This window comes from Pedobacter cryoconitis (genome assembly GCF_014207135.1).
Taxonomy (GTDB): domain Bacteria; phylum Bacteroidota; class Bacteroidia; order Sphingobacteriales; family Sphingobacteriaceae; genus Pedobacter; species Pedobacter cryoconitis_D.
In genome coordinates this window covers 183,786-199,325 of the sequence record NZ_JACHCC010000008.1, presented here as the reverse complement: position 1 = coordinate 199,325, position 15,540 = coordinate 183,786, and the positions used below count along the sequence as shown (strand labels likewise).

Here is a 15,540-nt window from a genome sequence, read left to right as displayed (position 1 = left end):
AATTATGGAAGCAAGCGAGTTAAGAATTGGAAATTACACCTTAGATCATGGTCATCCTGAGCAAATACCTTATGGATCTGATATTGATTCTGCCGGGATGATGGAGCCAATTCCTTTAACAGAAGAGTGGGTGGTTAAATTTGGTTTTGAACGGTTTGAGTTTGAATATGACGAAGGAAATGAAATCACTTACGTATTGGAAAAGAAGAATGGCCATCAGTTCGTATTAAGTGAAAGTTTACAGCCTATGGATGGTGAAATCGCCATGCTGGATTATAAACTGCAATACGTTCACCAGATCCAGAATCTTTATTTTGCACTTACCAATCAAGAATTAACTATTGAGGAGATAGAAAGTTAATTCTTGATATGCTGCTTTCTATATTGTGATGGAGGTATCTTAGTTACGGTTTTAAATTGTTTACTAAAATGTGCCCAGCTGTTATAGCCGCTGTCGTAGCAAATATCTAAAACGGGCCGGTTTGTTTCTCTCAAAAGTTTACAGGCGTGCCCGATTCTGATCTCTTTAATAAAATCAAAATAGCTTTTTTTAATATTCCGTTTAAAGAAACGACAGAATGCCGGGATGGACATCCTGGTAATACCTGCAACTTCTTTTAAAGATATCGGATTGAGAAAATGTTTAAAAGAATAATCTATAATGATTTCTATAACGGAATTTTCTTCGCCACTGGTAATCGTGTCAAAGGTCATTGTAATAACCTTTTGCTCTGGTGATATGCTGATTTTCTGTAAACAGTTTAACAAAAGTTGAATACGTTCAATACCTTCCATATGCTCCAGTTGCCGGATTAACACAGCTATATCTATTGATAAGTTCTCTTGTAACTGAATACCCGTATTTTTATTTTCTAATAATCTGGCTACAGGCTTTATCTCAGGCAACGCCAAAAATGTCTCGCCGCAGAAATCTCTTAGAAAATGAATTACAATGGCACTACCAACAATTTTTTGTGAAGATTTTCTGAACCAGTGTGGTACATTAGGGCCCAGAAAAAATATGTCACCCTCTTTATATTCTCCAATATAATCACCTATCAATGCTGTTCCATTTCCCTCTGTAATCAGAATTAGCTCACATTCCAGATGCTTGTGCCAGGCAGTTTCAAAATCAGGTGTTCTGTAGGTCCGGCAGGCAAAAGAGTGATGTTCTTCCAGATGTATTTTCTGAATTAGTGTTTTCATGAAGTTTGGTTCGACTGCTATATTAACCTAAAATAATACAATTCAATCTTATAATTGATCAGATAGCATATTTTTTTCAATAAATAACGGTTGAGCGGCACTTATATAATTCGGTAGATTTAAAATTAAGGAATCGGCTGTGCTGGAATAATTTTAAGTTGAACTATAAAATTAGCCGAACAACCGATCGAATAATAAACCAAATATATTCTTATGTCTGAAATTTCAATTAAAGCTGCTTATGGAAAATAGTACATACGACGCAATTGTAGTTGGTTCTGGAATAAGCGGTGGATGGGCCGCAAAAGAACTCTGTGAAAAGGGATTAAAAGTTTTGCTATTGGAGCGGGGCGGCCCTTACGATCACATTAAAGATTATAAAACGGCGCAGAAAAATCCATGGGAGTTTGAGCACAGAGGGGGGACGACTACTGAACAGAAAAAGAAATATCCTGTGATTCACCGTGGCTGGGCAGCGTCCGAAGCCGTCATGGATGCCTGGGCCAATGAAGAGGATTGTCCTTACACCGAAACCAAACCTTTTACCTGGTGGCGGAGTTACCGTATGGGCGGGCGGTCAATATTATGGGGAAGGCAATCTTATCGCTGGAGCCAGATGGATTTTGAGGGTAATGAAAAAGACGGAATTGCTGTACCCTGGCCAATTGGTTATGCAGATCTCGCTCCCTGGTATGATCATGTAGAGAAATTTGCGGGAATCAGTGGCTCTCTGGAAAATCTCGCGCAATTACCGGACGGACACTTTTTGCCTCCTATGGAATTGAACTGTGTTGAAAAGGATATGGCGGAAAGAATAAAAAAGCAATACGGTGAGAAGAGACATTTAATTATAGGCAGGGTCGCAAATCTCACTGCAGAAATTCCTGGAAGAACAAAATGTCAGTTCCGGAACAGGTGCTGGGAAGGATGTCCTTTTGGGGGCTATTTCAGTACACAATCTTCTACTTTACCAGCAGCGATGAAGACCGGGAACCTTACCGTACGGCCTTATTCTTTAGTAAAGCAGGTTTTATACGATGTAGATACAAAAAAGGCAAAGGGAGTCGAAGTACTGGATACAGAAACCAATCACACTTATGAGTTTAAAAGCAAGATTGTTTTCTTATGTGCATCCACTTTAAATACTGCCTGGATCCTGTTTAACTCTGCAACTGCTGTCTGGCCAGGTGGTTTGGGAAGCAGTAGTGGTGAACTGGGACATAATGTAATGGATCATCATTACAATGTCGGTGCTTCAGGAACTGTTGAAGGTTATGAAGATAAATATGTATTCGGCAGGAGAGCTAATGGATTCTATATTCCAAGATTTGTTAACCTGGCCGGAGATAAAAGAGATTACCTGCGTGGCTTTGGTTATCAGGGGGGCGCAAGTAGAGAAGGCTGGGGCAGGGAAATCGCCGAATTAAATATTGGCGGGAATTTTAAGGATGCGCTGACGGAACCTGGTCGTTGGACCATCGGGGCAACCGGTTTCGGAGAGATATTGCCCTATCATGAAAACAAGATTTCACTAGATCCGCACAAAAAGGACAAATGGGGGCTGCCTGTATTGGCTATGGATGCAGAATTGAAAGAGAACGAATTCAAAATGCGTAAGGATATGAAGGAAGAAATGAAAGCTATGTTTGAGGCCTCAGGAGTGAAGAATGTCAATACCTGGGATAACGGACACGCTTTAGGGCATGGCATTCATGAAATGGGGACGGCGAGAATGGGCAGGGATCCTAAAACATCTGTTCTGAACAAATGGAACCAGGTATGGGATTGTATGAATGTATTTGTCACAGATGGAGCCTGTATGACTTCATCTGCTTGTCAGAATCCATCCCTAACTTATATGGCCTTAACAGCCAGGGCTGTAGATCATGCCGTCGATGAATTAAAGAAGAATAACATTTAAACAGATGGAAAGAAGAGAACTTTTGAAGATGATTGCCTTGCTTACCGGTGGGGCTATCATCGGGGGAAATGCTTTACTTATTGGTTGTAGTTCTGACAAAGGAAAACAGGGCAGTGCTATAGCTTTTAGTCAGAAAGACCGTGAATTTCTGAACGAGGTTGCCGATACTATATTACCTGCTACCCAAAGCCCTGGAGCCAAGGCGGCTAACGTTGGCACATGGATGACTGTAATGGTCCGGGACTGTTATTCAGCAACAGATCAGCAGATTTTTTATAAGGGTATCGGTAAGCTCAATGACGCGTGTAAAAAAATGTATAATCTGGGATTTATGGATGCTAATCCGCAGCAAAAATTAGCTCTATTAGAGGCACTTGACAAGGAAGCAAAGGCATATCAGTTGAAAAGAAACAACCAGAAAGAAGCTGATTTGCCAGGCCACTATTTTACCATGATGAAGCAATTAACCCTTCTGGGATATTTTACTTCCGAAATAGGCTGCACTAAGGCACAGCGCTATATAGCGGTACCGGGGCGTTATGAGGGAGATGTACCTTATCAAAAGGGAGATAAATCGTGGGCTTAATATTTAAATTTTATCCGATATGTATTTATTAGGCCTTGATATAGGCACATCTTCCATCAAAGTATCGGTTGTTGATACAAAGACACGTAAACGTGTTGCTACAGCACAGTATCCTGATGAAGAAGCAGAAATCACTTCTCTTCAATCAGGATGGGCCGAACAGTCGCCGGATGACTGGTGGGAAAATGCAGTTCAGGCTATCCTTCGGTTAAATGGAAATTTTGATTTCGCAGCAGTAACAGCTATTGGGATTGCTTACCAGATGCATGGATTGGTTCTGGTAGATAAAGACCAACAGGTATTACGAGACAGCATTATCTGGTGTGACAGCAGGGCAGTAGAGCTTGGTAGAGACGCTTTTGAAGCTCTAGGCGAAGAATTTTGTTTACATCATCTACTGAATTCTCCTGGAAATTTCACAGCTTCAAAGCTGGCCTGGGTGAAATTAAATGAACCTGAACTTTATCAGAAGATCTATAAAATAATGCTTCCCGGAGATTTTATTGCGATGAAGCTTACCGGAAAAATCACGACCAGTATTTCAGCACTCTCAGAAGGCATATTCTGGGATTTTCGTGAGAATGAAATATCAAAAGAGCTCATGGAACATTTCGGTTTTGATCAGAAACTGATCCCTGAGATTAAACCACTCTTCTCTGTACATGGCCTGCTTAATCCAGATATGGCATTATTACTAGGTTTGCCTCAAGATATCCCTGTGACGTATAAATCGGGCGACCAGCCTAACAATGCATTGTCCTTAAACGTAATGAAACCAGGTGAAGTTGCTGCCACTGCAGGAACTTCGGGTGTGATTTATGGGATTAGTGATGAGTTGATTTACGATCCACAGTCAAGAATCAACACGTTTGCACATGTTACCTATACGAATAGTCAGAAACACACAGGTGTATTGTTATGTATTAATGGCACAGGAAGCATGTACAGGTGGGCCAGACATAATTTTGCACCAAACCTTTCTTACGCTGCACTTAACGACCTGGTTTCAACCGCAGAAATTGGTAGTAGAGGATTAAAAATAATACCTTTTGGTAATGGAGCAGAACGGATGCTGGACAATAAATATACCGGTGCACAATTACTCGGAATAGATCTTAACCTGCATGGTCAGGCAGAAATCTTCAGGGCAGTGCAAGAAGGAATAGCGTTCGCTTTTCGTTATGGACTGGATATTATGCGCGAAAACGGAATGCAGCCCAAAGTCATCCGGGCAGGAATGGCAAATTTGTTTCTGAGCGAGTTGTTTGCGCAGATTTTTGTCGATGTAACCGGGATTCCCCTCGAGCTTTATGAAAATGACGGCAGCGTGGGAGCAGCACTGGGGGCTGGTATTGGAGCAGGTATCTTTGCCGATGCTGAGGAGGCGTTTACGGGACATGAACGGATCAGGTACCTGGAGCCTAAAAATAAAGAAGCATACGAAGCATTATATATTGATTGGAAAAATGTGCTGAACAGCACTATATAATTTAAAACACAACAAGATGACTAAAGTAATAACTGGAGCAAAGGAATTTTTTAAAGGAATTGAACAGGTGCAGTTTGAAGGAATAGATAGTGATAATCCGCTAGCTTTCAGGTGGTATGATGCAAATAAAGTAGTGTCTGGTAAAACGATGAAAGAACATCTTAAGTTTGCCTGTGCCTATTGGCATTCTTTTAACGGAACGGGCGGTGATCCTTTTGGCGGAGCTACACATCTGTTTCCCTGGGATGAAAAGAAAGGGGTAATTGAAAGGGCGAAAGATAAGATGGATGCCGCTTTTGAATTCATGACCAAAATGCAGCTGCCGTATTATTGTTTCCATGATGTAGATTTAGTTGATTATGGAGATGATATAATCGAAAATGAACACCGGTTGCAGGCTATTGTAGAGTATGCAAAAGAGAAACAACAGCGCAGCGGGATTAAATTGCTTTGGGGAACAGCTAATCTATTCAGCCACAAACGTTATATGAATGGTGCCTCAACGAATCCCGATTTTCATGTACTAACACATGGTGCTGCTCAGGTAAAAGCTGCTTTAGACGCAACTATTGCCCTTGGTGGGGAGAATTATGTTTTCTGGGGAGGGAGAGAGGGATATATGAGTTTATTGAATACCAATATGAAACGTGAGCAGGAGCATTTGGCCAGATTTCTGCACACGGCTAAAGATTATGCAAGAAAACAAGGCTTTAAAGGGACTTTCTTTATCGAACCAAAACCCTGTGAGCCCTCTAAGCATCAATATGATTACGATGCAGCAACAGTGAAAAGCTTTTTGCAGCAATATGGCTTGCTTGATGATTTTAAACTCAATATTGAGGTGAACCATGCTACCCTGGCCGGTCATACTTTTCAGCATGAATTGCAAGTGGCAGCTGATAGCGGTTTACTGGGATCAATTGATGCAAACCGGGGTGATTACCAGAATGGTTGGGATACAGATCAGTTTCCCAATGATATCAATGAATTGACTGAAGCAATGCTGATTATTCTAGAAAGCGGCGGATTAAAAGGAGGAGGCGTAAACTTTGATGCCAAAATTCGTAGAAATTCAACTGATCCAGCTGATTTATTTTACGCACATATTGGTGGGATTGATATTTTTGCGCGCGCTTTAATTACTGCTGATGCTATTCTTCAGAAATCTAATTATCAGAAAATAAGAACTGATCGTTATGCTTCTTTTGATACTGGTAAAGGTGCCGAATTTGAGCAGGGTAAATTGAATTTAGAAGATTTGAGGAATTACGCTGTTCAACACGGAGAACCTGAAATGCGCAGTGGAAAACAAGAGTATCTGGAAAATCTGATTAACAGATATATTTAAGTAAAGCTATTTGTAATGACTGTCTGATTCAGCATATTGATGGTTTTTTACCCTCTTTAGGTGTAGAATTCAATGCATTATCACAAAATAATAGCACTTTTGATATTTATAAGGCATGCGTAGCTAATAAAAACTGATTATGAGAACTGTCTATAAGACTACAGTTATTAAACATATATGGTCTTTGAGGGGTACTCTTATAGGCATATTCGTGTTGTTTTTTGGTTACTGTTATGGTGAATCTATTGAGAAAGACAATATTGATATCGAAGCCTTTATAACGGTAGGAAGCCTTATGCTGATACCTGTTCTTGCACCAGTTGTTTTTCTTCATATTAGTTATTATTTGAAGAATTTCGGATTTAAATTAATAATTGATGAAAGTCAAAATATATTCGTTATGAGTGAAGATGGGCAAGAGCATTTTTACAATTTTTCAGATTTAATTTTAGTTGAGCAGCATTTAAGCATTTATTATAAAAATAAGATAGATCATTCAAATCGGAACATACTTCCTTGGACACCTTATGGCTATCTACTTATAAAGTTCAAAGACGGTTCAAGATTTTATGTTACATCTTTAATGATAGATGTATTGAATCCGCCAATTGATATAACTGATAAATGTTTTAGATTCTTTCCATATATGAAATCTATTGAATTTTCTAAATCACGTGTTTTTATTGATGATTATGAGAATAGAATTTCCCATTACAAATTGACTTTTAAAGATCATAGTAATCAGGAACTAAATGAAAAGATTATAAACAGGAAAACATATGACAAAGCTGCTGTTGAAGCTGCCAGACGAATTTTGTCTGCCCGCTCAACTGTTATAAAGAAAAATAGCTTATGTGAATATTAGAAACTACTATGCTAAATCCTCAAATGCCAAATCAAACCAGTGATTTAACAAGTAAAATGTTGGCATACAAACAACTTCAGGACTTCAATGCTGATCAGGTAGTTGATTGGGCTGTTGAAATGTTGACTCTTGGTCATGAGACGCCTTCAGTTCTGATCCTGGCAGGTATTTCCAAACCGACAAGCTTATCTGAAACGGAAAGGTACCTTATTGGGGCATTTAAGGAGTTAGGAATTGTCCTTCCTGAAAAAAATGAGGCTATATTTGGATACTGTAAGTACCTTATTGGGCAGATCTCCCGATCTATCCTGGTAAAAACTAATTTGTATAAACTTTACAAAATAGCTGTAACGACTGATGACAATGATTTTATCTTTGACTTTTATTTATTTTACTGGGCTTGGGATGACCTTGATTATGGACTGGCATACCAAAGTTACGTTCCTGAGGCTACAATAGACAATATCGAGGCCTTGGTAATTAGCAACGCGAGGGAATGGCTGAAAATGCATTGATCTCACAAAAATTTAATGGTAAGTGTGATGAAATTTAAATTGTGATTGGAATTCGAAGAAATTGAACCAGATTCATGGAACAGAGAAAATGATTTTGCTAATATTCATGTTCATATGGCTGATGGCAGGCATTATGGAATAAATGTTTGGACTTTTAATGCTTTGGAAACTTCAATTGCTCTGGATCTCGGGGGAAAAAGTAACTCAAATGGTCTATATGTTATCCCACCCGATTTGTTTGTTAGAGAGTTAACAAAGGAATGTATCTATGAGACAATATCCGACCTCCTAAAAAAGGGGGATCTGGAAAAAGTCTTAAATCCAAGTGTACTGAGTTTAAAGGTAAACGGCATATGATAGAGTTTTAAATTTAGCCAATCATATATTACTAAATCTTGTTAAGAGGGCCTCTCTTTCTTAAATCCATCATTTTAGAGTTGTCAGTTTCTATTTGCTGAATTATCCATTTGGATCGGATATTTTTAGGAATGATGCTCTTCTTCCTTACATATAGGAATAATGTATCTTTATTTGACTTATATAAGAATGGCTCAAGTTCTTTAAAAATGATTTCCCTTGTGGAATCAGGTTCAAATTCTTTTTCAGGAGAGGTTGAAATTATGGTGCATTGATGATCACCTGTAACTCCCCAGTTTTTGGCTTTGATATAAATTGTAAATTTCCTATCCTGTGAAAGAATGGGGATAATCCGATATGTAGGTTTGCCAAAATCTCCAGCCGCTTGAAGAAGTAAAAAAAGCGCCAGTGATACTATGGATAATACAACTGCAAGAATAATTAAAAATACTCTCATTAAAACTACTTTGTCTGTAATGTTTGGTAATATATAATGTCTAAAATGGTGAATTTAAATAATAAATTTATTCGTTTACCAAATTTGGAAGGATTAATATGATGATTAAATCTCTTTTAATAGCACTAGTCCTTCTTTTTAGCGGACACTTGAGCTTCTCGCAATCCTTACCTCTTATCAGAGCAAACTCGGAAAAGATTTCGATAAAGGATGGGAATAATCCTCTAACCCGATACTGGGATCATTTGAATGGGAAAGTGAGGCCTTTGGTCTATAGTATAGATAAAACTAATCAAATCAGGACTGTAATTTTTTATACAGATATAGATAGCATAGCTTTTGACGTATTCCCAGGGAAATTGTATAATTTCAATGTATTGCTAAGAGGAAAAGATACTTGCCATGTCCAGTTATCTACAGTTATTCAATCCTCAATCCATAATGCTTCTGGTACATCTGGTGCCGATACAATACCATTCATATTAGGGACTGACCAATATATTCATATTAAAGGAAAGATAAACCACTTCCGAGAACTGGATCTCATATTTGATACAGGTGCGAGTCTTTTTGTTCTGACTGAAAAAGGGCTTAGTAAATCTAAAGTAATCCTTGATGGATCTACCGAAAATCAAGGAGCTGGAGGTTTCTCAACTGAAAGAACAAGCAGCCGGAATCATTTGGAACTGGCTAACTTGTACTGGAAGGACCTGCCAATACTCTTTTATGACTACAAAGGGGGGCTTAATGCGGATGGAGTTGTAGGCTATAATGTTTTTGAGGATAAAGTCGTGGAAATCGATTATGACAAAGGATTGCTTATAATACATCAGAACTTACCAGATCTAAAAAAAGACTATTCAGAACTTCCCGCCCGGCATAGTATAGAAGGTACATTTGTGGAGGCTACAGTTCAAAAAGATATGAATGCAGCAAAAGGTTGGTTCTTATTTGATACTGGTGGTGGACTGACAGTTGCAGTTAGTGGAAATTTTGCGAATAAAAATGATCTGCATCGCCGTCTGGCTATAATGGGGTATGCTAATGTGTCCGGAACAGGTGCAGTTGTAAATAAAACTGAAATTGCAATTTTGCCAGAGCTTAAATTGACTGGATTTGTCCTTCGGGATGTTCCGGTCCGGCTGAATGTGCAGAATTCTGATTACTATGGAAAGGCAGGGATTATTGGAAACGCTGTTCTAAAGCGGTTCAATACCATAATCGATTATCCACATGGTAAGATTTATTTAAAGCCTAATCATTTATTAAATACATCATTTGAACCCTTAAAATGGGGTAGGATATTGGGTATTGCAGTAATTGGTATCTTAATGTTGAGTGTAGGCGCTTTTCTTTTTGTAAAACTAAAAAGAAGAAAATCTTCCTAACCTATATAATTTTGATACTTTTAGGTTTTTAAAGTTAATTAAAATATTAATCTGAGAAATTTTTCAGGTGTAACCAAGACAACCGAATTTAAACGAACCGCATGATCAATACCATTCTGAAAAAATCTTTTTTAATAATTCTGTTATCCTGTTTCTTTTTTAAAGGATTTGCACAAAAGAATGGTGAATATCATTTGAAAGGAGTCATTCAAAATACAAATAACGAAGTTATAAATAGCGCAACGTTGTTTCTAAAAGACGGTAAAACCGGCCAGATAGTAAATCAGATAGTGAGCAGTGTAAATGGAACATTTTCTTTTGCTGCAAGCTCCGGGAATTATGTGATTTCGGTGAGTTATCTCAGTGTCCTTTCTTACCAGAGTGATTTGATCAGGTTATCTGGGAATACAGATTTAGGTATTATAAAAATTAAAACAACCGAGAACAGTCTTAAGGAAGTAGTTATTCAGAGTTCCGCTAATAAACCTATGATTAAGATTGAAGGCAGAAAAATGATTTATAATGTCCAGAATAGTATAACTGCGCAGGGAAGTAATGCTTTGGAAGCGTTAAAAAAAACACCCGGGGTAATTGTTAATCAGGATAACACCATTACATTAAACGGAGCTAGTGGCGCACTGGTTATGATTAATGGCCGACAAACCTATTTACAGTCTGAGGAGTTGGCACAACTGCTAAAATCTATGGCTTCTTCCGATCTGAAATCGATTGAGGTGATAAGAAATCCATCTTCTGAATATGATGCTTCGGGTACAGGTGGAATTATTAATCTTGTGCTTAAAAAATCAATTGCTGAGGGGTTCAATGGTAGTATTAACAACGGTGTTGCCTATGGCAGCACCATTAAGCAAAATACTAATCTCAGCCTGAATTACCGTAAAGATAAAGTTAATCTGTTTGCGAATTACAATCATAATTTTGGGCATTACGTGATGGACTATGATAATGACAGGACAACAAACGGTAAAATTTATTTAAATTCTAACCATGATATAGATAAACGCCATAGCATAGGATCTACTTTAGGTGCGGATTATGCTATAGATACCACCAAAACTATTGGGGTTGTTCTGAACAGTAATTTTTCAGCTGGGGGAGGTCTGATCACGCCGACAACAAACATTTATGATCAGTCATCAGGTCAGCTGATACAGACTTTGAGAAGCCAGAGTAGCTATCCTGAACAAAAAGCTAACCGGTATAATGCCAACTTAAATTACCGTTACAAAGGGAATAACCAGACAAGCCTTGATATTGATGCGGATTACGGGATCTTTGATGCCTCAACCCAAAACCTCAGCACCAATACTTTTTATTCTCCCGATGGCCAGTTTCAGTCGGCTAATAACTTTCTGGTAGCGAACAGCAGAAATATTAAACTGTATGCTGTTAAAGCCGATTACAGTTTTCCTGTAGCAAAAGGAAAGATGTCAGCTGGTGGAAAATTTTCAAATGTAAATGCTGATAATGTATTTGATCAGTACGATGTAAATGGGAGTGTTCACGTGATTGATATTAATCTATCCAATACCTTCAGATATAAGGAACAAATAAGTGCAGGATACCTGAAGTATGAAACCCCACTAAACGATGAACTGAGCCTGGATGCAGGAGTCAGGGTTGAGCATACGCATTCTGAAGGAAATCTGGAACCACGTGAAGGCAGCAGTCAGCTACCAACCTCAGTAGTCAGAAATTACCTGAATTTGTTTCCAACTGCTGCAATTACTTATAAGACAAAACAGTCCGGAACGTATAATTTAAGTTTTTCCAGGCGTATAGACCGTCCGGCCTATAATAACCTGAATCCGTTTTCGTACCCTGTTGATGAACTTTCTTACTGGAAAGGGAATCCTTTTCTGCAGCCTCAGTATGCTAATATCTTAGCGTTGCAGTATAGTTATAAATCTACGACCATAGCTGCGGGTTATACACATACAAGTGATCTGGCAAGTACCATCACGGAAGTTTTTGATAATAATAAGATTAATATGGTACCCAGGAATATAGGAGCCCAGAGTAACCTTAATTTAACTGTCACCCAGCAGGTGAAGGTGACAAACTGGTGGGATATGAGTCTTACAGGTATAGGTTATCGTCTGGAGAACAAAGTCGGAGTTCTGGAATATGGGAATTATAGTTTTAGCCGTTTTGCCGGTACAATTAATGTTCAGCAGAATTTTAAACTGCCAGGTCATATTACTGCTGAAGTTACGGGTGTAATTAACTCGAATAATATCAAAGGTTTAAATACTTATGTAAAGAGCAATTCACAGATTGACCTTGGTCTGCAAAAAAGTTTGATGAAGGAGAAGGCAACTTTAATGCTGGCTGTTACAGACCTATTGTGGACAAATAAGATCGATACCGATACTCAACTCAACAATTTATTACTTCATACGACATATAGGGGTGAAAGCCGTCAGATCCGTCTCAATTTCACATATAGGTTTGGTAATAATAAAATCAAAGCACAGGAAAGCCGCGAATCGGGATTGCAAAACGAATCACAGAGATTATAGCTTTATTGCGGGAACCCCCATTTTATTGCTATTCTGACTCAAAATGGTCGATTCTTTTTTGAGAAAAACTTTCTATATTGATGGACACACATAATTAAACCATAAGTACATGAAAATTATCTCAAACGGGAATCACATTCGTTGTGATCTCTGGCGGCTTGGGCTGCCCAAAACAGTTTATTATCCATCTATCAGGGTAAATTCTAAAATGAATAGGTTATTGCTGATTACCTCACTGATGTTTGCACCTTATTTTGTGCATAGTCAACAACCAGTAAACAAAAGGGACCTATTTAGAGAAAACATGATCAGGGGGGACAGTAGTGGAAGAAATCAGAAAATCTATGAGAAGAACTTCTTTGGAGATACACTTGTGGAAGGTGAAAGCGGACGGAGTGTTGTCACCTACAAGAAGGATGTTTTTGGGAATGATGTTGAAGAGGATGATAAAGGAAGAAAAAGAATCTATAAAAAGAATATTTTCGGAGATACGGTTATAGAAAATGAAAACGGAAGGATTATCGCAACCTACAAGAAGGATGTTTTTGGGAATGATGTTGAGGAGGACGATAAAGGAAGAAAAAGAACCTATAAGAAGAATATCTTCGGGGATACAGTTGTAGAAGACGAAAGAGGAAAGGTTGTCGTGACTTACAAGAAGGATATTTTTGGAAACAACATTGAGGAGGACGACAAGGGCAGGAAAAGGGTTTATAAGAAGAATATCTTTGGGGATACAGTTGTCGAGGATGAAAATGGAAAAGTTATCCAGACCATTAAAAAGGATATTTTTGGCAACACCGTTGTAGAAACTAATTAATTCTTAATAGAAAAATCCTTACAGAATTTTGGGGATTTTTCTATTAAAGAGCCTGATACAATTCCCTGTAAGAGTTAACCAGGTCATTGATAGAAAAGCCACGATTTAGGCCACTTGGATTAGGCAGTATCCAAACCATCGCTCCGCAAAAATCTTCGGCCTGATATCCCCATGAAATCTGTTTTTTTTCAGAAAAAGCCCTATAGGCTGCTTTACCCAGGAACGCAATATATCTGGGTTTGAAATGAGTCATTTTGGTTTTAAAAACTTCAATGGAATCGTCAAATTCGTCTTTTGAAAGCTCATCTGCGCGGGCCGTTGCTCTCTCTACAGCTGTAGTCAGGCCATAGCCGAAATCGAGAATGGTTGCATCATTCACAGGTTCAATTTCATAGGGTGTAAAACCAGATTGGTACAAAACCTTCCAGAAACGGTTACTTCTTCCTGAAAAATGGTGCCCATCTGACGCAGATTTTAAACCGGGATTGATCCCGCAAAAAATGACTTTTAGGTCTTTGCTAATATGATCAGTTAACATTGATGGTGTTTTTGCTTGATATGTAAATACCTGATTCGAAATACCGAGCAAAGTTAGCAGAGTTTTGGTGTAAAAAATGTGATGTAGGTCACGCAGTCACCTGAAATTTCCTGCCGTAATTTGTTGTGTAATTTTAACGTATTATAAAGATGAAGACAACGAATAGCACTATTCACATGCCTGTACTTGGGTTTGGCACCCTGATCCCCGATGCGGCCGCGACAATAAGTGCTACCAGAGATGCACTGGAAGCTGGCTTTAGACATTTTGATTGTGCAGAACGATATCGAAACGAGAGCGAGGTTGGAGAGGCATTGCAGACAGGACTTACCGCTAGTGGGATTGCACGCGAAGACATCTTTGTGACCACAAAATTGTGGAATTCAAATCACCGGCCTGAACGCGTTGAAGCAGCATTTGAGGCGAGTCTGAACAGATTAAGGCTTAATTATCTGGATCTCTATCTCATTCATACTCCATATGCATTTCTGCCAGGAGATGAGCAGGATCCAAGGGATCAGAACGGCAATGTCATTTATGATCGTGAGGTGACCTTGCTTGACACCTGGAGGGCGATGGAGAATCTTGTGGATAGTGGCAGATGCCGGGCAATCGGATTATCTGATGTCAGCTTGAACGAGCTGGTGCCTGTCTATGAAGCGGCGAGAATCAAACCGGCTGTTGTTCAGGTTGAGGCACATCCATATCTGCCCGAAACAGAGCTTCTGGAATTCTGCAGGGAGAAGGGGATTGTATTTTTGGCTTTTGCACCATTAGGTCACGGAATAAAGCCTGGGCCACTTGAAGATCCAGTCATTCTGGAGATTTCTTCACGAGTTGGAAAGACACCGGCTCAGGTGTTGTTAGCTTGGGCGATCCAGCGTGGAACGGCTCTGCTTACTACACCCAGAACTGCTGTCCGTGCCAGAGAAAATTTTAACATCTCTTCTTTGCCAGAAGATGCATTTGATGAAATCAATCGTATTCAGACCAGACAGAGATTTAATCAGGTGGTGAATTCTGGTATTCCTGGTTTCATTGCAAAAGGCAATTAATTGAATAAACACATGGAAGAAGAACAAATACGCGAGGCTTTGAATATGCATTGGCGTGCATCAGCGGCCGGTGATGTAAACGCAGAACATGATATTTATGATGACGATGTCGTCTGCGATTATCCCCAGTCAGGAGAGCGAATCCTGGGACGAAGCAATTTGCAGGCCCTGCGTGGGCATCATCCTGGTAAACCTTCAGGCTTTGATGTCAGGCGAATCGTTGGAAAAGGCGATCTGTGGGTCACGGAATACACAATCATCTATCAAGGACAATCCGTATACACAGTGAGCATTATGGAATTTCACAATGGGAAGGTAGTACATGAGACACAATATTTTGCTGATGCCTTTGAAGCACCGTCCTGGCGAAGGCAATGGGTTCTTGATCCTGGTTTAACTTGAAAATACTAAGTTTAAATAAATCTGGATACCTTTGTCACGTACCTGTTGAT

Annotated in this window: 16 protein-coding genes; 13 read left to right on the top strand and 3 right to left on the bottom strand. The window is 39.1% G+C overall.

Features of this window, described 5'->3' with window-relative positions; all coding sequences use genetic code 11:
- Positions 1–4: 4 nt before the first annotated feature.
- Positions 5–361 (top strand): hypothetical protein, encoded by a 357-nt coding sequence (locus HDF25_RS16085; protein ID WP_184626533.1) that lies wholly within the window; start codon positions 5–7, stop codon positions 359–361.
- Here the strand turns inward: HDF25_RS16085 and HDF25_RS16080 are convergent.
- Positions 358–1,206 (bottom strand): AraC family transcriptional regulator, encoded by an 849-nt coding sequence (locus tag HDF25_RS16080; RefSeq protein ID WP_184626531.1) that lies wholly within the window; start codon positions 1,204–1,206, stop codon positions 358–360. The two genes, HDF25_RS16085 and HDF25_RS16080, sit on opposite strands and share 4 nt — an antisense overlap.
- Before the next feature lie 241 nt (positions 1,207–1,447).
- On the opposite strand from HDF25_RS16080, the gene HDF25_RS16075 reads away from it, so the two are divergent.
- From HDF25_RS16075 to HDF25_RS16045, 7 genes are all read left to right on the top strand, one after another.
- Entirely contained in the window at positions 1,448–3,127 is a 1,680-nt protein-coding gene (locus tag HDF25_RS16075) for a GMC oxidoreductase (RefSeq protein ID WP_184626528.1), read from the top strand.
- A gap of 4 nt (positions 3,128–3,131) precedes the next feature.
- Positions 3,132–3,713, top strand: coding sequence for a gluconate 2-dehydrogenase subunit 3 family protein (locus HDF25_RS16070; RefSeq protein WP_184626526.1), 582 nt, complete (start codon positions 3,132–3,134; stop codon positions 3,711–3,713).
- 19 nt (positions 3,714–3,732) lie between these two features.
- Positions 3,733–5,202, top strand: coding sequence for a xylulokinase (locus tag HDF25_RS16065; RefSeq protein WP_184626524.1), 1,470 nt, complete (start codon positions 3,733–3,735; stop codon positions 5,200–5,202).
- 16 nt (positions 5,203–5,218) lie between these two features.
- Positions 5,219–6,550, top strand: a complete 1,332-nt coding sequence (gene xylA, locus HDF25_RS16060; protein ID WP_184626522.1) for a xylose isomerase — start codon at positions 5,219–5,221, stop codon at positions 6,548–6,550.
- A 139-nt stretch (positions 6,551–6,689) separates the two neighbouring features.
- Positions 6,690–7,415, top strand: coding sequence for a hypothetical protein (locus HDF25_RS16055; RefSeq protein ID WP_184626520.1), 726 nt, complete (start codon positions 6,690–6,692; stop codon positions 7,413–7,415).
- 23 nt (positions 7,416–7,438) lie between these two features.
- Complete coding sequence (locus HDF25_RS16050) at positions 7,439–7,930, top strand: hypothetical protein (RefSeq protein ID WP_184626518.1); 492 nt, start codon at positions 7,439–7,441, stop codon at positions 7,928–7,930.
- 45 nt (positions 7,931–7,975) lie between these two features.
- A complete protein-coding gene (locus HDF25_RS16045; protein ID WP_221450925.1) occupies positions 7,976–8,287 on the top strand; it encodes a hypothetical protein in 312 nt (103 codons plus the stop codon).
- 31 nt (positions 8,288–8,318) lie between these two features.
- On the opposite strand, the gene HDF25_RS16040 is transcribed toward HDF25_RS16045, so the two are convergent.
- The gene (locus HDF25_RS16040; protein ID WP_184626516.1) at positions 8,319–8,744 is read right to left on the bottom strand and encodes a hypothetical protein; all 426 of its coding nucleotides are present in this window, start codon (positions 8,742–8,744) and stop codon (positions 8,319–8,321) included.
- 98 nt (positions 8,745–8,842) lie between these two features.
- Here HDF25_RS16040 and HDF25_RS16035 point away from each other — a divergent pair, with 98 nt between their 5' ends.
- The 3 genes from HDF25_RS16035 (at position 8,843) to HDF25_RS16025 (ending at position 13,495) form a co-directional block, all read left to right on the top strand.
- On the top strand, positions 8,843–10,132 hold the full coding sequence (locus HDF25_RS16035; RefSeq protein ID WP_184626514.1) for a retropepsin-like aspartic protease: 1,290 nt from the start codon (positions 8,843–8,845) through the stop codon (positions 10,130–10,132).
- Between the two features lie 101 nt (positions 10,133–10,233).
- The gene (locus HDF25_RS16030; protein ID WP_184626512.1) at positions 10,234–12,675 is read left to right on the top strand and encodes an outer membrane beta-barrel protein; all 2,442 of its coding nucleotides are present in this window, start codon (positions 10,234–10,236) and stop codon (positions 12,673–12,675) included.
- 109 nt (positions 12,676–12,784) lie between these two features.
- Positions 12,785–13,495, top strand: coding sequence for a hypothetical protein (locus HDF25_RS16025; RefSeq protein ID WP_184626510.1), 711 nt, complete (start codon positions 12,785–12,787; stop codon positions 13,493–13,495).
- Positions 13,496–13,538: 43 nt separating this feature from the next.
- Here the strand turns inward: HDF25_RS16025 and mug are convergent, their stop codons facing one another.
- Positions 13,539–14,033: a G/U mismatch-specific DNA glycosylase gene (mug, locus tag HDF25_RS16020; protein ID WP_184626508.1), complete on the bottom strand. Its 495-nt coding sequence runs from the start codon at positions 14,031–14,033 to the stop codon at positions 13,539–13,541.
- A gap of 149 nt (positions 14,034–14,182) precedes the next feature.
- On the opposite strand from mug, the gene HDF25_RS16015 reads away from it, so the two are divergent.
- Both HDF25_RS16015 and HDF25_RS16010 read left to right on the top strand, forming a co-directional pair.
- A complete protein-coding gene (locus HDF25_RS16015; protein ID WP_184626506.1) occupies positions 14,183–15,088 on the top strand; it encodes an aldo/keto reductase in 906 nt (301 codons plus the stop codon).
- A 12-nt stretch (positions 15,089–15,100) separates the two neighbouring features.
- Positions 15,101–15,490, top strand: coding sequence for a nuclear transport factor 2 family protein (locus tag HDF25_RS16010; RefSeq protein ID WP_184626504.1), 390 nt, complete (start codon positions 15,101–15,103; stop codon positions 15,488–15,490).
- Positions 15,491–15,540: the final 50 nt, after the last annotated feature.